This window comes from Photorhabdus hainanensis, assembly GCF_018448965.1.
Classification (GTDB): Bacteria; Pseudomonadota; Gammaproteobacteria; order Enterobacterales; family Enterobacteriaceae; genus Photorhabdus; species Photorhabdus akhurstii.
Map to the genome: position 1 here is coordinate 104596 of NZ_RCWD01000010.1, position 19413 is coordinate 124008.

The 19413-nt window shown below is 38.6% G+C and carries 21 protein-coding genes; 8 read left to right on the forward strand and 13 right to left on the reverse strand.

Annotated elements, in window-relative coordinates; genetic code table 11:
- The 6 genes from lepB (at window position 1) to acpS (ending at window position 4659) form a co-directional block, all read left to right on the forward strand.
- Window positions 1-981 carry a signal peptidase I gene (gene lepB, locus EAE92_RS08525; RefSeq protein WP_214067765.1) on the forward strand — a complete coding sequence of 327 codons (981 nt, stop codon included), beginning with the start codon at window positions 1-3 and terminating at the stop codon, window positions 979-981.
- A 176-nt stretch (window positions 982-1157) separates the two neighbouring features.
- Window positions 1158-1838 carry a ribonuclease III gene (gene rnc, locus EAE92_RS08530; protein WP_046396035.1) on the forward strand — a complete coding sequence of 227 codons (681 nt, stop codon included), beginning with the start codon at window positions 1158-1160 and terminating at the stop codon, window positions 1836-1838.
- On the forward strand, window positions 1835-2743 hold the full coding sequence (gene era, locus EAE92_RS08535) for a GTPase Era (RefSeq protein WP_036777798.1): 909 nt from the start codon (window positions 1835-1837) through the stop codon (window positions 2741-2743). Before rnc ends, era begins: the two co-directional genes overlap by 4 nt.
- Before the next feature lie 9 nt (window positions 2744-2752).
- On the forward strand, window positions 2753-3478 hold the full coding sequence (gene recO / locus EAE92_RS08540; protein ID WP_105395672.1) for a DNA repair protein RecO: 726 nt from the start codon (window positions 2753-2755) through the stop codon (window positions 3476-3478).
- Between the two features lie 69 nt (window positions 3479-3547).
- Window positions 3548-4279, forward strand: coding sequence for a pyridoxine 5'-phosphate synthase (pdxJ, locus tag EAE92_RS08545; RefSeq protein WP_214067766.1), 732 nt, complete (start codon window positions 3548-3550; stop codon window positions 4277-4279).
- Window positions 4279-4659, forward strand: coding sequence for a holo-ACP synthase (gene acpS, locus EAE92_RS08550; RefSeq protein ID WP_214067767.1), 381 nt, complete (start codon window positions 4279-4281; stop codon window positions 4657-4659). The genes pdxJ and acpS overlap by 1 nt, the downstream gene beginning before the upstream one ends.
- A gap of 2 nt (window positions 4660-4661) precedes the next feature.
- Here acpS and EAE92_RS08555 read toward each other — a convergent pair whose 3' ends face one another.
- The 11 genes from EAE92_RS08555 to EAE92_RS08610 all read right to left on the reverse strand — a co-directional run bounded on the left by EAE92_RS08555 (window position 4662) and on the right by EAE92_RS08610 (window position 14241).
- Window positions 4662-4922, reverse strand: a complete 261-nt coding sequence (locus EAE92_RS08555) for a YfhL family 4Fe-4S dicluster ferredoxin (RefSeq protein WP_214067768.1) — start codon at window positions 4920-4922, stop codon at window positions 4662-4664.
- Between the two features lie 315 nt (window positions 4923-5237).
- Complete coding sequence (locus EAE92_RS08560) at window positions 5238-5960, reverse strand: gp53-like domain-containing protein (RefSeq protein WP_214067769.1); 723 nt, start codon at window positions 5958-5960, stop codon at window positions 5238-5240.
- Between the two features lie 416 nt (window positions 5961-6376).
- Window positions 6377-6811: a tail fiber assembly protein gene (locus EAE92_RS08565; RefSeq protein WP_214067770.1), complete on the reverse strand. Its 435-nt coding sequence runs from the start codon at window positions 6809-6811 to the stop codon at window positions 6377-6379.
- 44 nt (window positions 6812-6855) lie between these two features.
- The gene (locus EAE92_RS08570; protein ID WP_214067771.1) at window positions 6856-7683 is read right to left on the reverse strand and encodes a phage tail protein; all 828 of its coding nucleotides are present in this window, start codon (window positions 7681-7683) and stop codon (window positions 6856-6858) included.
- A gap of 433 nt (window positions 7684-8116) precedes the next feature.
- Window positions 8117-8551: a tail fiber assembly protein gene (locus EAE92_RS08575; RefSeq protein WP_214067772.1), complete on the reverse strand. Its 435-nt coding sequence runs from the start codon at window positions 8549-8551 to the stop codon at window positions 8117-8119.
- A gap of 54 nt (window positions 8552-8605) precedes the next feature.
- On the reverse strand, window positions 8606-9433 hold the full coding sequence (locus tag EAE92_RS08580; protein ID WP_214067773.1) for a phage tail protein: 828 nt from the start codon (window positions 9431-9433) through the stop codon (window positions 8606-8608).
- Window positions 9434-9879: 446 nt separating this feature from the next.
- Window positions 9880-11151 carry a phage tail protein gene (locus tag EAE92_RS24520; RefSeq protein WP_246545093.1) on the reverse strand — a complete coding sequence of 424 codons (1272 nt, stop codon included), beginning with the start codon at window positions 11149-11151 and terminating at the stop codon, window positions 9880-9882.
- Window positions 11152-11306: 155 nt separating this feature from the next.
- The gene (locus EAE92_RS08595) at window positions 11307-12026 is read right to left on the reverse strand and encodes a gp53-like domain-containing protein (RefSeq protein ID WP_214067774.1); all 720 of its coding nucleotides are present in this window, start codon (window positions 12024-12026) and stop codon (window positions 11307-11309) included.
- 554 nt (window positions 12027-12580) lie between these two features.
- A complete protein-coding gene (locus tag EAE92_RS08600) occupies window positions 12581-13180 on the reverse strand; it encodes a tail fiber assembly protein (RefSeq protein ID WP_036810458.1) in 600 nt (199 codons plus the stop codon).
- A complete protein-coding gene (locus tag EAE92_RS08605) occupies window positions 13177-13677 on the reverse strand; it encodes a phage tail protein (RefSeq protein WP_110086335.1) in 501 nt (166 codons plus the stop codon). Before EAE92_RS08605 ends, EAE92_RS08600 begins: the two co-directional genes overlap by 4 nt.
- A 162-nt stretch (window positions 13678-13839) precedes the next feature.
- A complete protein-coding gene (locus EAE92_RS08610; RefSeq protein ID WP_214067775.1) occupies window positions 13840-14241 on the reverse strand; it encodes a hypothetical protein in 402 nt (133 codons plus the stop codon).
- Between the two features lie 338 nt (window positions 14242-14579).
- On the opposite strand from EAE92_RS08610, the gene EAE92_RS08615 reads away from it, so the two are divergent.
- Together EAE92_RS08615 and tadA are read left to right on the forward strand one after the other, a co-directional pair.
- Window positions 14580-14747, forward strand: a complete 168-nt coding sequence (locus tag EAE92_RS08615) for a hypothetical protein (RefSeq protein WP_157297578.1) — start codon at window positions 14580-14582, stop codon at window positions 14745-14747.
- A gap of 204 nt (window positions 14748-14951) precedes the next feature.
- On the forward strand, window positions 14952-15461 hold the full coding sequence (tadA, locus tag EAE92_RS08620) for a tRNA adenosine(34) deaminase TadA (RefSeq protein WP_214067776.1): 510 nt from the start codon (window positions 14952-14954) through the stop codon (window positions 15459-15461).
- An 11-nt stretch (window positions 15462-15472) separates the two neighbouring features.
- Here the strand turns inward: tadA and EAE92_RS08625 are convergent, their stop codons facing one another.
- Together EAE92_RS08625 and mltF are read right to left on the reverse strand one after the other, a co-directional pair.
- Window positions 15473-17779: an Orn/Lys/Arg family decarboxylase gene (locus EAE92_RS08625; protein WP_214067777.1), complete on the reverse strand. Its 2307-nt coding sequence runs from the start codon at window positions 17777-17779 to the stop codon at window positions 15473-15475.
- Between the two features lie 131 nt (window positions 17780-17910).
- Complete coding sequence (mltF, locus tag EAE92_RS08630; protein ID WP_044467032.1) at window positions 17911-19326, reverse strand: membrane-bound lytic murein transglycosylase MltF; 1416 nt, start codon at window positions 19324-19326, stop codon at window positions 17911-17913.
- Between the last annotated feature and the right edge of the window lie 87 nt (window positions 19327-19413).

A 19413-nucleotide genomic window follows, 5' to 3' on the forward strand; every position in this document is an offset into this window, starting at 1 on the left:
ATGGCTAACACTTTTGCCCTGATCCTAACGTTGGCAACGTTAGTCACCGGCATTATTTGGTGTATTGATCGTTTCAAATGGGCACCAGCGCGCAAGAAAAAACTTGCCAGATTGCAAGAGTTGACTGAAGGTACAATGGATCAGGAGCATCTGGCTGAGACTATTAATAAGCCAACATGGGTAGATACTTGTTCATCTATTTTTCCTGTGTTAGCCGTGGTTCTGATTCTGCGCTCTTTTGTTTATGAGCCTTTTCAGATTCCATCGGGTTCCATGATGCCAACTTTATTGATTGGTGATTTCATTCTGGTGGAGAAATATTCATACGGATTGAAAGATCCTATCACTCAAACAACACTGATTAAGACTGGTGAACCAAAGCGTGGTGATGTTGCCGTATTTAAATACCCGTTGGACCCCAGTTTTGACTACATTAAACGGGTGGTTGGTTTACCGGGCGATAAAATTATTTATGATCCGGCAAAGAAAGAGCTGCGTATTTTCTCTAATTGCAGCAAAACAGGGAATTGTCAGGAAGAATTACCGGTTTCTTATGGTTCACTATTCCCAAGTGAGTGGACAATGCAGCAGTATGGCGTCGATTCCAAGGGTGAAAGTCTGAAGAAAGTAGGTGTTTTCCAAATCCCGGTTGAAGAAACGCTGCCGCCTTACAGTATGCGGCAGGGTGAACGGATTGAGAATCTGGGCGCGGCAACCCACCATATTTTAGAGATTCCTGGTGTACTCTCGGTGCCTAATTTCCGTCAACCTGGCTTGCCAGAGGGAATGTGGATTGTGCCCGAAGGCCACTATTTTATGATGGGTGATAACCGTGATAATAGCGCTGATAGCCGTGTATGGGGTTTTGTCCCTGAGAAGAATCTAGTTGGTCGAGCTTCCGCCATCTGGATGAGTTTTGAAAAACAGGAAGGGGAATGGCCTACCGGAGTTCGCTTCAGCCGTATTGGTGGAATTAATTAATATTTTTATATTAGCGAAGAATTAATTTTACTCGCAGTGTAGAATGTCCTTTCAAACTTAATGACTGGCTCCTATAAGGGGCCAGTGCAAACGCAACAGTTTTGTCAGGGGTTTCTGTAACAGGTCTGTTGCGTGTGCGTTTTTATTTGACGAATTCTGACCGATATTGGTAGCACATGAATCCCATCGTAATTAACAGATTGCAGCGTAAGCTGGGGTACACTTTTGATCAGCATGATCTGCTGATACAAGCGTTAACTCATCGTAGTGCCAGCAGTAAACATAATGAGCGGCTGGAATTTCTTGGAGACTCAATCCTGAGTTTTGTTATTGCCAATGCGTTATATCATCGTTTTCCTCGTGTTGATGAGGGGGATATGAGCCGCATGCGCGCCACATTGGTGCGTGGTAATACATTGGCTGAATTGGCCAGGGAATTTGAATTAGGTGAATGCCTTCGTTTAGGGCCGGGGGAACTGAAAAGCGGCGGCTACCGTCGTGAATCAATACTGGCTGATACCGTTGAAGCATTGATTGGTGCGATTTTCCTTGATAGCGATATTCAGACTATTGAAAGAATTATCCTGAGATGGTACGAAACCCGCTTGAATGAAATTAGCCCTGGCGACAAACAGAAAGATCCGAAAACCCGTTTACAGGAATATTTGCAGGGGCATCATCTGCCTCTGCCGTCATATCTGGTTGTTATGGTTCGTGGTGAAGCTCACGACCAAGAATTTACTATTCACTGTCAAGTGAGTGGTATCGAACTGCCAGTTAAAGGAACAGGCTCTAGCCGTCGCAAAGCGGAACAGGCAGCGGCTGAGCAAGCATTAAAACAACTGGAGCTTGAATGAGCGAACAAGAAACCTATTGCGGATTTGTTGCAATAGTTGGACGGCCTAATGTGGGGAAATCCACGTTGCTGAATCAGCTTTTAGGTCAAAAAGTATCTATTACTTCTCGTAAGCCGCAAACGACCCGTCACCGTATTATGGGTATCCATACTGAAGGGGCTTATCAGACTATTTATGTGGATACGCCGGGATTACATATTGAAGAAAAACGGGCGATTAACCGGCTGATGAACCGGGCGGCCAGCAGTTCTATCGGTGATGTGGAATTGGTTATTTTTGTTGTCGAAGGGACTCATTGGACCCCGGATGACGAAATGGTACTGAACAAACTGCGTAATCTGCGTTGTCCGGTTTTACTGGCTATCAATAAAGTGGATAACGTGACCGATAAAACCAGTTTGTTGCCACATATTGGCTTTATCAGTAAACAGATGAGTTTTCTTGATGTTGTCCCCATGAGCGCTGAAAAAGGCATGAATGTCGATACGATTGCCAAAATTGTGCGCGGATATATACCGAAAGCGACTCACCATTTCCCGGAAGATTATATTACTGACCGTTCTCAGCGGTTTATGGCTTCTGAAATCATCCGAGAAAAGCTTATGCGTTTTCTTGGTGATGAATTGCCATATTCTGTCACGGTTGAAATTGAGCAGTTCGTGGCGAACGAGCGCGGTGGTTACAATATCCACGGCTTGATTCTGGTTGAGCGTGAAGGCCAGAAGAAAATGGTTATTGGTAATAAAGGTAGTAAAATCAAGACCATTGGTATTGAGGCCCGTCAGGATATGGAAAGGCTGTTTGATGTAAAAATCCACTTAGAACTGTGGGTTAAAGTTAAAGCGGGTTGGGCTGATGATGAGCGAGCGTTACGTAGCTTGGGTTACGTCGATGATTTGAAATAAGGCATCTCTGTGGACGGTTGGCAACGTGTTTTTGTTCTTCATGGGCGTCCTTACAGTGAAACAAGTCTGTTACTGGATCTGTTTACTGAAAATGAAGGGCGAATTAGCGTGTTGGCAAAAGGTGCGCGTAGCCGTCGTTCCAATTTAAAAGGCTGCTTGCAGCCCTTTACCCCATTGCTGGTTCGTTGGAGTGGGCGGGGGGCAATTAAAACGCTGCGTGACGCAGATCCTATCTCCCTGGCTCTTCCTCTTACCGGCAGTGTGTTGTACAGCGGTTTATATATCAATGAATTGTTGTCAAGAGTGCTTGAACAGGGAACGGCTTATCCCGCCTTATTCTTTGATTATCTACAATGCTTGCAAGTTCTTGCCGCCAGTGAATATACACCGGAATATGCATTACGTCGGTTTGAACTAGCGTTGCTGGCAAATCTTGGTTATGGCGTTGATTATCTTCATTGTGCGGGCAGTGGTGAACCTGTCGCCGACACGATGACCTACCGTTATAGAGAAGAAAAAGGATTTATCGCTAGTTTGGTTGTTGATCATTACAGTTTTACCGGGCGCGAATTAAAATCACTGGCGACTCGTGAATTCCCTGATTCTGCGACATTAAAGGCAGCAAAGCGTTTCACACGTATTGCATTAAAACCTTATCTGGGTGGCAAACCTTTAAAAAGTCGTGAATTATTTCGGCAGTTTGTACATCAGAAGCCAGAAAAGAAAGAAAATTAATGAATTTGTTTCTCTTCAAGATGGAAAGTGTAAACTTGTCATATTCTAATATGACTACAGGAGATAAATATGGCTGAAGTATTATTAGGCGTTAATATCGATCATATTGCGACGGTGCGCAATGCCCGCGGTACCAATTATCCTGATCCGGTTCAAGCGGCTTTTGTTGCGGAACAAGCGGGAGCCGATGGTATTACCATTCATTTGCGTGAAGATCGCCGTCATATTACCGATCGGGATGTAGAATTGTTGAAGAAAACCATCCAGACTCGGATGAACCTTGAAATGGCCGTGACAGATGAAATGGTGGATATTGCCTGTCGTATTAAACCTGAATTTTGCTGTTTGGTGCCTGAAAAGCGGCAGGAAGTGACAACAGAAGGGGGCTTAGATGTTATTGGTCAGAAAGATAAGGTTGTTGCGGCGGTTAAGCGTCTATCTGATGCGGGTATTCTTGTCTCGTTATTTATTGATGCGGAACATCGACAAATTGATGCGGCTAGTGAAGTTGGCGCACCTTTCATTGAAATTCATACAGGTGCTTATGCCGATGCGGAAAATGAAGTAGAACAGGAAAAAGAATTTCATCGTATTAAAGAAGCGGCGACTTATGCGGCGAGCAAAGGTCTAACGGTGAATGCGGGTCATGGGCTGACATATCATAATGTACAACGTATTGCTGCACTGCCAGAAATTTATGAGTTGAATATTGGTCACGCCATTATTGGACGTGCGGTATTCAGTGGTTTGACCGCTGCTGTGGCAGATATGAAAACCCAAATGCGGAAAGCTCGCCGTTAATGGCTATTATTGGGTTAGGTACAGATATTGTTGAAATTGCCCGTATTGAAGGGGTTGTCGAGCGCTCAGGCGAGCGCTTGGCAAAACGCATTCTCAGTGAATTAGAATGGGAACAATATCAGCAACATGAAAAACCGGTTCGTTTTTTGGCTAAACGCTTTGCGGTAAAAGAAGCCGCGGCAAAGGCACTGGGAACGGGTATCCGTAATGGGCTGGCATTTAACCAGTTTGAAGTGGTCAATGATGCACTGGGAAAACCGATTTTGCGGCTCTATGGCGTGGCCGCAGCATTGGCTCAGCAATTGGGGGCGACCTCTTTGCATGTGACATTGGCTGATGAGCGCCGCTATGCCTGTGCGACCGTTATTCTTGAGCGCTGATTTCAGATTTTGTCTGCATGATGCAGTAATACAAATTTATCCCACAATTGCTCTTCTGTTTCTTGTCGGTCTGGATCGGTGATTATGGTATTAGTTATCGGACAGACTGATTGGCAGGTTGGAACATCATAATGACCGATGCATTCAGTGCAACGGTCAGAATCGATTTCATAGATTTCATCTCCCATTGATATCGCTTGATTGGGACATTCGGGTTCACACATATCACAATTGATACAGCTTTTTTTGATTAATAACGACATTTCAATAAATTAACTTTTTCTTTACTTTATATTCAGTGTGTTATCGCTGGTTCTTATTCCGTTCTATTACACACTGGTTGCATTGCTACGCAGTATAAATTACATGGAAAAACGAAGTCTAGCACGATATAAGTCTAGCATTACATAATAGCATCTTTTATTTTTTACATCGGCGATGATAGCCACTCTGTTACATTCGATGCAATGAGTCACAGGTTGTTTTATTCATAAAATAATTGAGGCCGGGTTCTGTCTTAATGCCGGCCTTTTATTAATTAATTACGATAATGGGTTAATCGGTCATGCTTTATAAAATTAATACCCTATTGCTCTAAAAAATGCTATAACATCAGCATCTAAACCGGTAGGACTTCTAAAACATCGAAACTGGCTCTGATTTTCTATCATTACTGAGAATATCCCGGCTGCTTCAGGAGTATGGCCAGAGTGAGTTAATGTGATATTTAAACATTTATTCGGGAATGGTATTGGAAAATAATTTAAATACCCGGCGTTAGTAGATAGACTACCGTTAACTAGTGCAATTCCCCACATTTCAATTAAACCTGAAGGTAATTTTTGCCAGCCAGCCTGAGCTAAGTTTGCGGTGAAGAACGACATATCTGGAATCTGATTAATTCTAGTTCCCACTTCCCGTTTTGCAGCTTCATTTAAACCTAAATTTTTCACAAACGCATTTTTATCATAAATATCTGCGCCATTTTGTACTTTTTCCAATGCAGAGTTGGAAATTTTAGTGATAATTTTTCTTTCTAATGCTCTATTTAATTGAATGATTAATTTAGCGATATCACCATCATCCAGAACATCACTGCCAGATTCTGTCGCGATAAAATCAGCTACGACAGAGGATATAGCTGACGACTGACGTAATGCTTTATTTAATACATGACGGGAAATTCTATCACTTTCTGGAAACCCAGTTTTTAAACTTTGCTCTCCTTCATATATTGTTTGGCTAACTACATTAGCGTTATTACCAATAGAAAACGCTTTAAAATCATTTTTTGGATTCATATATATTTTCCTGAGGTTCAATGGTGAGTTTTATAGATAATATCTTAAATTACTGTGGAGATAATTTCTCAACGCTCATAGTATAGAGATGAGAAGAAATAATTAAATATCTTTATATCTTATGATGTTAATTATTTTTCGTATATTTTAAGTAATAAATAATTTAATATATTTCAATTGAAAACATATCGAAATGATTAATTTTATCTTATGGAAACCATTTTAAATAATTTCTATATTGAAAGGTTTGTTATGGAAATTAAATTTCGATGATGGGTAATGTAACTAATGTCGCATGAATTAACAAATATTGACGGGAAATGGATTGTATGATGAAAGAATATTTATCATTGTAGTATTAACAATAATAAAATAATTAAGACCGGGTTCTGTTTGAATCCCGGTCTTTTTGCTAATTATGATAATGGCGCAATTGGCCAGTCAATTTCCGGTGCTGTTGAAGTATCAACCCGGTTAAGCATCACTCGGTATTTTTTCCATTCTTTGAGTAATCGTATTTCTTCGTCTGTTGCGATATCAAGTTCCATAGCATCAGAAAGTGGGGTTATTTTTTCATTTGCGTGAGATATAAATTGCGTTCTTTGGCTTTCCGCTATGGATATCAACTCCTCTTTTGTTGGTGGTGGAATATCTTCCCAACAAGGAAGACCATCTTCGCCAGAGGAAAGTATTTTTCCTGTGGGCGGGATTCCCGAAAACTCATTGAATATGTTATCAGTTACAGGTATTGGATCATTTGGCCATGAACCTGCTTCAATATACTCCTGCTGTAATGATAGTGGATAAAATGCTTTATTTAATGTACTAAATACATAGTTTTTGTCATTCATAAGTTTCTCCAACTTTCATTAAATAACCATAATAATTTATTCAATTAATATCCTATTGCCATGAAATATGTATAAGTATCGAGTTTATGGTAATTAAGACTTTTATAACACCGAAACTGACTCTGATTTTCTATCGTTGCTGAGAATATACCTGCTGCTTGTGGGTCATCACCAAGGTGAGTTAACGTAATACTGAGGCATTTATTTGGGAACTGTATTGGAAATTTATTTAAGTACCCAGATTGAGGGTTGCTATGGTTATAAACTTGTGCTACTCCCCACATTATAATTAAACCCGAAGGAAATTTTTGCCAGCCATTCTTAACCAGGTTTGTAGTGAAAAATGACATATCTGGAATCTGATTAGTTCCATTTCCCACTTTCAGATTTGCAATTTTATCTAAACCTAAGTTTTTCACAAACTCATTTTTATTAGGAATATCTGCGCCGTTTTGCGTTTTTTCCAGTCTGTTATTGGCATTATTATTTATATGGGAGACAAGCTTCTGTGTTGCAGCCAGTGTATTACTATTGCCAATTACATCTGTTAGTTGAACAACACCTTTTTGTGTTAATGAGGCATCAGGAACTTTTTTTGTAATTTTTTGTTCTAGCGCCTTATTTAATTGTGCAGTGAGTTTAGCTATATTGCCATCATCCAAAACATCACTGCCAGATTCTGTCGCAATAAAATCAGCTACAACAGATGATATTGTTGATGACTGGCGTAATGCCTTGTTTAATACATGTGTGGTAAGACCTATTGGGGGAAATCCAGTCTGCAATTCTGAACTGTCTTCATATAAATTTTGAGCTACCACATTAGCACCATCTCTGATAGAAAATGCCTTAAAATCATTCTTTATATTCATGTATATTCTCCTAAAGTTAAATAATTGGTTTTATGGACAATATCTTAAATTATTGTTCTTAAATTATTGTAGAAGTAACTTCTCAATGCTCATAGTTTAGAGATGAAAATAAATAATTAAATATCTTTATAGCTTATGGGGTTAATTATTTTTCATATATTTTAAGTAATAAATAATTCAGTGTGTTTAAATTGAAAATATATCCAAATGATTAATTTTTATCTTATGTAAACCATCTTAAGTAATTTTTATGTTGAAAGATTTGTTCTGGAAAATAAAGTCTATGACATACAAGACAGATAATATCATCGTATGAACTAAAAAATCTTGGCGGAGGATATCTTGGATGATGAAAGAATATTTATCATTGTAGTATTAACAATAATAAAATAATTAAGACCGGGTTCTGTTTGAATCCCGGTCTTTTTGTTAATTACGATAATGGCGCAATTGGCCAGTCAATTTCTGGTGCGTTTGAAGTATCAATCCGATTAAGCATGACGCGGTATTTTTTCCATTCTTTGAGTAATAGCATCTCTTCGTCTGTCGCTATATCAAGTTCTACTGCGTCAGAAAGTGGGGTTATCTTTTCATTTGCAAGAGATATAAATTGTGTTTTTTTGCTTTCCGCTATAAATATCAATTCCTCTTTTGTTGGTGGTGGGATATCTTCCCAGCAAGGAAGACCATCTTCACCACAGGAAAGTATTTTTCCTATGGGTGGGATTCCTGAAAACTCATTGAATATATCATCAGTTACAGGTAAAGGGTCATTTGGCCATGAGCCAGCTTCAATATAATTCTGTTGTAATAATAGTGGATAAAATGCTCTATTTAATGCACTGAATACATAGTTTTTATCGTTCATAATTTTTTGCCAATTTTAATTAAATAATCATCATGGTAAATTAATTGTTTTTAATTAATATCCTATTGCTCTAAAATAGGTATAAACATTAGGTGTATGAGGGGTAGAGCTTCTATAACATTTGAACTGACTCTGATTTAATACGGATGCCCCGAATATTCCTGCTGCTCCGGGGTCCCAGTCATTGTGAGTTAATGTGATGCTAAAACATTTATTTGGGAATGGTATTGGAAAGTTATTAACATATCCGCCATTAGGATTTCCACCGAGAGAAACTAGTGCTATTCCCCACATTTCAATTAAACCTGAGGGTAATTTTTGCCAACCATTCTGAACTAGGTTTGCGGTGAAAAATGACATATCTGGAATTTGATTAATCCCAGTTCCTACTTCCCGTTTTGCCGCTTCATTTAAACCTAAGTTTTTTACAAACGCATTTTTATTGGGGATGTCTGCGCCATTTTGCGTCTTTTCTAATCTTTTATTGGCATTATCATTTATATCGGAGGCAAGCTTCTGAGTCGCAGCCAGTGTATTACTATTGCCAGCCACATCTGTAAGCTGAACAACACCTTTCTGTGTTAATGAAGCATCGGGAATTTTTGTTGTAATTTTTTGTTCTAGTGCTTTATTTAATTGTGCAGTGAGATTGGTTATATTACCATTATCCAAAACATCACTGTTAGATTCTGTCGCAATAAAGTTAGCTACAACAGATGATATTGTTGATGACTGGCGTAATGCCTTATTTAATATATGAGTGGTAATATTTTCTGGAGGAAATCCAGTTTGTAAATTTTGACTTTCTTCGTATCTTTCTTGGCTGACTACATTAGCATTATTGCTAATAGAAAACGCTTTAAAATCATTCTTAGGACTCATGCATATATTCCTTAAGTAAATAATATTCTTTTATAATTAACATATTGAGTTATAGTACAGGTAATTTATCGAGATTGATTTCAATTATAGTCTACGCCAAAAAGAGGATAATAGGATTACATTATTAATCAATCGATTGATTGTTTGTATGTGGCTGATGGTAATAAATCGTTTAATGTCTTGTAATAGAAAGCATATTCAAAGTTTTTTTATTTTACATTTGGAAATTATTTTATTTTGTCTATTTTAAAACGGTTTTAACAAGTTTTATTAAAATAGATGGTGTCAGAATAGTGGTTATGAAAATAGTATTGTTTTGTCTGTTGATTGAATTATTATATTTTTTGTTTGTTCGATAAATATAGATAAATATCTCTATCAAATAGGGGAATGAATTATCGCCTAAAAAATAAAATGGAAAAAGGGCTGCTATGCAGCCCATAGTTTTAATCAGCAATATAAATCTCTGTAATATCAGGGCAATCCTCTTGGTTTACTATAGATAACCTCAGCCCTGCATCTGACGAATGCACAACGAGCCATCCTTTTGAACCATACCCTATACTAACCAAAATATTATCGATCGGAGGCATTTGTAAAGGTAAAAATATACCTTGGCTAACAGTACGTAAATATATACATCGTCCTCGTATATCCTGACTCAGTGATATGCTACTTCCTTTGTCTCCACCGGCTCCTATTTTCCGCCACCACTGATTAGGGCCTTTCTTTTGATATCGCTCGTCAACTTCCGCACGTGAAAACGCCCCCACATCTCCGGCTACCAGATTGATGTCTTCAGTTAGCGCTTTGCCGTTAATTCTCCTGCTATTAGGAACCGCGTTTCTTGCCAATGTTACGGTGTCTGATAAACCAAGTTCATTTACGGTAGGTTTGTTTTTTGTTGTATAAATATTAGTCCAATCTTCTTCAAATCCATAATTATCGCGCGCCGAGCGATAAGCAATCCCCCCGTTTTTGTAATGCACTTTCAACTGAAAAGCCGGACAACTCCCAACTCCATTATAGAAGTGAACAACATGATCACTAAATTTCGAATTCAGTAAGTCATATGACCCTGAATCTACGTTCCACGGGACCTGGTTATCAACAGAATATTTTCCTGTTAATCCAAGCCTAAATGCCCCTACATCACCAGCCCCTAAATTGATATCTCCAGTCAACACCTTACCATTAATTTTCCTGCTATTCGGTACAGCGTTTTTCGCCAAATTGACGGTTTCCAACAAATCGAGATTTTTCACAAACTCGTTTTTATTGGGAATATCTGCCCCATTTTGGTTTTTGGCTAATTTATTGTTAGCATTATCATTTACATCAGAAACAAGCTTCTGAGTTGCAGCTAGTGAATTACTATTACCAACCACATCGGTAAGCTGAACAATACCTTTCTGAGTTAATGAGGCATCGGGAACCTTTGGTGCCATTTTCTGTTCCAGAGCATTATTTAATTGAGCGTTGAGTTTCTCTATATTTCCGTCATCCAGAACATCATTGCCAGATTGTGTCGCGATAAAATTAGCGACTACAGAGGATATCGTGGATGATTGACGTAATGCTTTATTTAATATATGGGTGGTAATACCATCGGGTTCAAACCCAGTCTTCAAATTTTGACTCTCTTCATATTTTTCTTGGCTTGCTACATTGGCGTTATGACTAATAGAGAAAGCCTTAAAATCATTTTTAGGACTCATAGTATACTCCTTAAATTAAGTAATAAACTTTATAGATAATATATTGAATTATTGTAAAAGTGATTCCTTATTTAATGCGCTGAATGCATGGTTTTATCGGTCATGATTTTTTGCCATATTAATTAAATGATCATGGCAAGTTGATTTTTATTAAATTAATATCCTATCGCCCTAAAATACGCGCCAACAGGCGTAGGATGATTAGTAGGGCTTCTATAACATCGGAATTGACTCCGATCTATTACATGTACTGAACATATTCCAGAATCTTGAGGGTTATAACCACCGTTAGCTAACACAATATTTAAACATGCGTTCGGAAATGGTATTGGGAAATTATTTAAATACCCGGCCTCCATAGAACCATAGCCGTGAACTAGTACAAACCCCCACATTTCAATCAAACCCGAAGGTAATTTTTGCCAGCCGGTAGAACTTAGGTTTGCGTTGAAAAACGACATATCTGGCACCTGATTAACGCCAGTTCCTATTTCCCGTTTTGCAGCTTCATGTAAACCTAAGTTTTTCATAAATGCATTTTTATTAGGAATATCTGCGCCATTTTTTGCTTTCTCTAAGGCGGAGCTGGAAATTTTAGTGATAATTTTTTGTTCTAACGCTCTATTTAATTGTGTGATGAGTTTAACAATATCTCCATCATCCAGAACATCATCGCCAGATTGTGTCGCGATAAAATCAGCCACGGCTGAGGCTATTGTTGATGATTGACGTAATGCTTTATTTAACACATGAGTAGTAATATCTTCTGGTGGAAACCCGGTTTGTAAATTCTGACTTTTTTCATATTCTTGTTGACTCACTATGTTGGCATTATTATTAATAGAAAAAGCTTTAAAATCATTCTTGGGACTCATATACACTTTCCTTAAATAAAATAATGTTCTGTTATAATTAGCATGTTGAGTTATAGTATAGGTAATTTTTTGAGATTGATTTCAATTATAGTCTACTCCAAAAAGAGGATAATAAGATTATATTATAACTTAAGCGATTGATTATTTATGTATGACTGATGACAATAAATTGTTTAACATATTGTAATCGAAAGCATATTCAAGATGTTTATGTTTTATATCTGAAAATTATTTTATCTTATTTCTTCCGGTAATTTTAATAATGGTTTTCACAAGTTTTATTAAAATACAGGGTGTAAAAATAGCAGCTACGAAAGTATTATTATTTTATCTATTGGTTAGGTTATTATATTTTTTTATGTTTTTTCCATAGATATAGATGTTATCTCCTGAAAAATAAAAAAAGGGCTGCCATGCAGCCCATAATTCTAATTATAAATCATATTTGACCGGATTGAGACGCCAAAAGCATAGGAAATCAGCCGGTCAAAATAGTCATTATTATCACTGAAAAAAGATTGGGGATAGAATAATGCCCGGTCTTGATAATTGTATTATTCTGGTATTTGTGGCCACTCAATATCTGAAACCATTGAGGTATCAACACGGCTCAGTAATACCACATACTTCTTCCAGGCAAGTAATAATGCTTTCTCTGCGTCTGAGGCCATCTCAGTCTCAATAGCATATTGTAATAAAATGATGGCTTCATTAGCTTGTTGGCGAAGAATGACACGTTGTTGTTCTGCCTGTTTCATCTGATTGGCTTTTTGAGCTTCAATATCTGTTGCCCATTTTTCGCCATCCCACTTATCAAAATCGGTGCTTGGTTGTTTGAATGTCAGCGTTTTTGGTAATTCACCCGGTTCAATGATTTCCTTCTGTTCCCCAGTTTGGGTGTTGTAAGCTATTTTCCCTCGATAATCTGGTACTATTTGCCAGCCGGTTAAATCAGGTGAACGACAGGCGATATATCCCTCTTGGGTTTCAGGTGGTGCATCTGTGCAAGAGTTGGCAGGAAGGCCGATACCAACGGGAAGGTACTCATCAGAACTGTTTAAATATTCCAGCGTAATTGCATCGTAATTAAATACAACGATACTTCCGGCACTGATGGCAATATTATTTTTATCCAGTACAGCCTTATTCATCATGCAATCCTCACAATGTAATTAAATGCCACGTTTCGTGGACGTGTTTCTATTCCCGTTGAGGCGGCAATCGCATTATCCATATAACCGTAACCACCAGATCCCATTCCGATAGCGATGCCTATTCCACGAGGATCAATGCCGTAGTTAACGTTCTGGTAGATACTATTGAGAATACGGCCTGCTGCACCCACTCCGTCGGTTCCACCATTTGAGTTGGACCACATCCGGACAACCCTGTGACTATGTGGAGCAATGTCTGCCAGTTGCCAGGATAATAGATATCGACCAATATCCACTCCACGCCCATCATCCCAGCCCCGGATAAATTCACCCCGTAAATCAGGTAATCTACCAGTAGGATAAGCTTGCGCTAATTTTGGATATAAAGTTTGATCAAAGATTGCTCCATTGCATTTCACCCATCCACTTGGTGGTATGTCAGTCGGCCAGGGAAGTGGTATTCCTACCGGGATTTCGTCAAGTACCAACGTGCTCATTATGCTGCCCTCATCGTATAGTTAAACGCTAGGTTATGTGGCTTTGATGCCCCTATATCGGTCATCCGCCACTAAGATAAACTTCCGCTAATTTTAGATATAAAGTTTTATCGAAGATCGCTCCATTATATTTCACTCACCATTCTGTGGTATGCCAGTAGGCTAAGGCGGTGGTACACCTACCAGAATTAACTTTTCCAATAAGTTTCGGTTTTTCACAAGTACATTTTTATTAGGAATATCTGCAATATTTTTTGATTTTTCCAATGTGTAATTGGAAATTTTAGTTATGATTTTTTGTTCTAACTCTCTATTTAATTGAGTGTTGAGTTTAGTGATATCGCGATTATCGAGAACACGATCACCAGATTGTGTCGTGATGAAATTAGCCACAACAGAGACTATTGTTGACGATCGACGTAATACCTTATTTAATAAATGAGTGGGGACATTATCTGGTAGAAACCCGGAATACAAACTCAGGATTTTTTCGTATTTTTCTTGATTTACTACATTAGCATTATTGCTAGTAGAAAAATCCTTAAAATCATTTTTGAGACTCATATACTTTCCTCAAATTAGGTTATGTATTTATAGACCATACCTTGAGTTGTTGTAAAGATAGTGTCCGTTAATTTATAATTTAAGATGTTAATTATTTATATGTAATTGGTAGTAATAAATAGTCAATATTTTTAATCGAAAATATACCTAAGGTATTAATGTTTTGTTTCTACTAACTATCTTTGATGGTTTATATATGGAAAGATTTATATTGGAGGTTGAGATAAAAGGTGTGGCAGGAAAAATAAAAAATTTATATGTATAATTTTTATCTCTGATTCTTATGATTTCGCTTTAATTATATTTTTCATTGCTGTTATAGTTGCTTGAGGGTTTTTATGACAGATGGTGGTGGGTGGGCACTTCCAATGGCTGCATTACCCAACGGAACATTGAATAGTTTTAAGACTTGGGTAGCTGGTAAAGCTTTCGATTATCTTGGAAATGAAATCAAATTATCTGCTGATGCCTATGTAGTTGGACAATATCTTGCAATCGGATTTTAATTGATTTAAAGGAAATATAAAAATGTCATAAGATAGAATTGCATTATATATTTGGTTGTTAATTTTCTGGGTGTTTTATCAGCAATAAATATATAAAATAATCTCGGGTGTATATTCCCAATGGATTAATAAGAAAATATATCTGGAAAACAAGTAAAATAAATCGTTATAATTGTCCCTGATGTAATCAAATGAGATACCGCAGTGATTGAAATATATAGTGATGAATATTGGATGCAGCAGGCCATCGAACGGGCAATAAAGGCGTGGGAGCAGGGGGAAATACCTGTTGGTGCTATATTGGTTGCTGATAATAAAATCATCTCGGAAGGTTGGAATCAGTCTATTATCGCGCATGATCCTACCGCTCATGCTGAAATTATTGCGTTACGCAAAGGGGGAGAACAGTTACACAATTATCGTTTAATAAATACCACCTTATACGTCACGCTTGAGCCTTGCACTATGTGCGCCGGCGCTATGATACATAGCCGAATACAGCGGTTGGTTTATGGCGCCAGTGATATGAAAACTGGCGCCGTAGGTTCTTTGGTTGATATATTGCGCCATCCTGGCATGAATCATCAAATTGATATTACCAGCGGCGTGCTTGCTGAGGAATGTTCGACGATGTTGAGCGCTTTTTTCAAACAACGTCGGCAACAACATAAAGCATTAAAAGCCGCCAGGAAACAGCAGGAAGACAATCAGTAGGCATTCTTGATTCACTCTTTTAGTACCCATATATGGTACTCGCCGTTTATCATCTCTGCGCCTTCCAGAATTTTTTCAAAGCCTGGGAACTTGTTATTCCATTCACCTATCTGGCGAATATATTGTAACCGGGGGGCATGTTCATCACCGAAACGTTCTCCCGGTAGGATGATTGGTATACCTGGTGGATAAGGAATGACACTAACAGCCGATATGCGCCCTGCCAGTTCATTAAGTGGTAAATGTTCAGTACGGCCTCCCATATGATCAAGGTGTGCTTGTCGGGGGAGTTTAACTATCTCAGGTAGTTGGCTAAATGATTTCTTTTGCTCAATATCCATTTCATATTTTTTTATATACCCAAATATTTTATCCGAAATATCTTTTAGCCCCATATTTTCATAATATTCAGGGTATTGCTTCGCGAGTTTTGGTAAACATTGTTTCAGTGAAGTATTTGCGTCATAGTGTTTCTTGAAATTCAATAATACATTGATCAATGTTCCCCATTTACCTTTGGTAACTCCGATAGAGAACAGGCAAAGAACAATAAAATCGGTGGTACGTGCTGGCACAATATCATGCTGACTGAGATAAGCGGAAAGAATTTCGGCTGGAATGCCATTTTCCAGCAATTCATCATTGTCATTCATTCCTGGGCATAAAATACCAACTTTCGTTGGATCTAGCAGGCACCATTCTTCTGATAGATTGGTAAACCCATGCCATTTTTCTCCCTCTTTTAATACCCAACAAGAAGGGTCCGTTGCCAATTGTTCTCTGTTTGCTTCATGGAAGGGAATTAATTTACCGCTGTCTGCGCTGATAATTTCTCTGGCATTCCAGGGTAAGAAGAACCAATCATCTTTTTGTTTAAATTGATGATGGATTTTCGCTAATGTCAGACGGAAATCTACGGCTTCATTGATAGCGTTTTGTATCAATCTTTGCCCCTGTGGACCATCCATCATGGCCGCTGCAATTTCATTAGTGGCGATAAGCGAATATAGCGGTGAAGTTGTGGAGTGCATCATATAAGACTCGTTGAAACGGGAATGTTCAACGGGTTTTTTACCATTGCGGATATGGATATACGATGATTGTGATAGCGCCGCCAACATCTTATGCGTGGATTGAGTGGCAAATATTGTTGGGCTATTATTGTCAAAATCATTTGGGTCATCACGCATTGAGTAACGATGTTTATACATAGGATTAAAACGAGCATAAGCAAACCAAGCTTCATCAAAGTGAATTTGATCAACACTTTTTGCGAGTAAATCTTGTGCTTGTTCTGCGTGATAACATATTCCATCGTAAGTACAGTTGGTGATGACCGCATAAACAGGCTTATTGTCTACTGCGCACTCTTTTAGTGGGTGTTTATTAATGAGTTGTTGGATATATTCTGGTTGAAATTGATCTCTGGGAATGGGGCCAATAATACCATAGCGGTTGCGTTGGGGAATAAGATATACGGGCAAAGCTCCGGTCATGATCAAACCTTGTCCAATAGATTTATGGCAATTGCGATCGCATATAACAATCTCTTTCTCACCAATAATGGCGCCCATGATAATACGGTTAGAACCCGAAGTACCGTTAAGCACGCAATAGCTTTGATGGGCGCCAAAAATCGTTGCGGCATATTCTTCTGACTCTTTAATAGCACCGGTATGATCTAGCAGTGAGCCAAGTATTTTTCTTTCTATTCCAATATCACTTCGGAATAGATTTTCCCCAAAGAAATTAATTAATTCTCTTCCTGCCGCCGTCTTAGTCAGTGCGACACCGCCTTGATGTCCGGGGGCAGTCCAGGAATATTCTGGTGATTCTTGGGTATATTGCAGTAATGCACGAGTGAAAGGAGGTAATAATTGAGCGTGATATTTCTTAATTAGCGAACCGGCGCGAGAAGCGATAAATCCAGCCGTATCTTCAAGCATCCAGACAAATTCATCTGCCAATCCCATGACTTCAAGTGTCAGCGTGTCGATGCTGGAATATTCCGCGGTCAACAATACCGGAATGGTTGTATTGTGTTTGCGTATTTCTTTCAGTAATTCTAAGACTTGTTTATGAGATTCGTAGTTATTATCTCCTGAAGTCCAATCAACAAAAATACAGCATAGTGAAGAATCAGAAGAAACTGTGGCTATGCCATCTTGGAATGTAGCAGCCAGGATAACAGCGAAATTGTTCTTTTTTAATGCTTCGATTAACTCTGTAAAAGCACGACCATTCGCAGTCGTCGGACTAAATACATGGCTGCTGACAACCATAATTTTGTTTTGTTCGTTAATATCTAAATTAATCATGATTTATCCTTTGGGAGAGATAGTGTCTTGACGAATTTAGTATGGTTAGTTGGATTAGTTGTCAAACATAATATAACTGAGGATATATAATGGCTGTAATTGACTCCTTAGGGCCTTATATTTGTTTACTTTTATTTTGGTTGGTTTTCTTGGGAAATTAGTTTTTTTCGATTTTCTTTGGCTTGTAAATATCCGACTAAACTAAGCTGATAACGGCGAATATTTTCAATATAGCGATATGCTTCATGTCCACGGGCATAACCATAGGCGGTATTTGTATAATATTTTTTCTGACTTAATAGCGGGAGCCGTTTTTTGACATCAAGCCAGCTATCAGGATTTCCTTTTTGTGATGCCGTCAGTTTACGGGCATCTAACATATGTCCATAACCCATATTGTAAGCAGCCAGTGCAAACCAGATACGCTCATCTTTAGGAATATTTTCAGGTAATCGTTTCATTAGATTTTGCAGATAGATTGCGCCGCCCTTAATACTCTCCTCTGGATCAAGGCGATCAACGACGCCTAACCCTTTAGCGGTCTGGCTGGTTAACATCATCAGGCCACGTACACCCGTGGGTGAGGTTGCCAGTGGGTCCCAATGTGACTCTTGCCAGGCAATGGCAGCGAGTAATTGCCAACTGATATCACCGGAATATTTTTCAAATAGTGGCCGATAGATGGGCAGAATATTATCAATGGCACTGAGAAAAGAGAGTGTATCGAAATAGTCAAATGAGTGGACGTGACCAAAATATTTCTCCTCCAATCGGGGCATGACATTTTTTTCCGTTAGCTGGCTAAAAAAATCCAGCATGGCAGCGTAAAGGCTGTAGTCGTCAATGCGTTTTAAATACCATGTCAGCGGGTTATCTTCGCTCACATCAAAAGCGACGGCCAGATTAGGGTGAGTACGTTGTTGTAACGCGACATTAATCGAGTCACCTAACGTATAATCCAGTTTACCTTCTGATACCTGTTCCAGTAGTTCGCGAGTGTTATATTGTTGTGTTTCCTCCCATTCAAGCTCAGGGAAATTATCTGTTTTTAGCTTTTTCAATGTGCTGGCATGAGCAGAACCGGAAGCGACCAGCAGTTTACCTTTTAACTCTTTAAAAGAGCGAGGGCGTGGAGTTCCTTTGCGATAAATCAGTTGTTGGGATACAGAATAGTAAGCCGGACCTGCGCGGGTTTGAGCCAGCCTTTCTTGATGATAGGTCAAGCCGGCGGCCAGAAAATCAGCGTCGCCATTTTCTAGGTCGTCGAATAACTGATTGATATTTTTTCTGAATTTGATTTCCAATTTGACGCCAAGATAATCAGCAAAGCGTTGTGCCAGTTCGTAATCGAATCCATTTGGTTCTTTCTTACTGGTAAGGTGGATCAGAGGTGAGCTAATGGTGCTGATCCGTAGCTCTCCTCTGGTCATGATCCTGTTAATCTGCTCCTGCTGTTTATTCGGCCAACTGATGTTCAGACTGATGATGGCGGCAGAAAAAAGAGCGATAACAATGATAACGAAATAATTTATTTTTATATTATTCAATATGTTATCTCGGTGTAACGCGGTGTGGTGCTATGCGGAAACGCGCTATTTTATTATGGTTAAATTTCCAGTGACTGAGCATTTTGC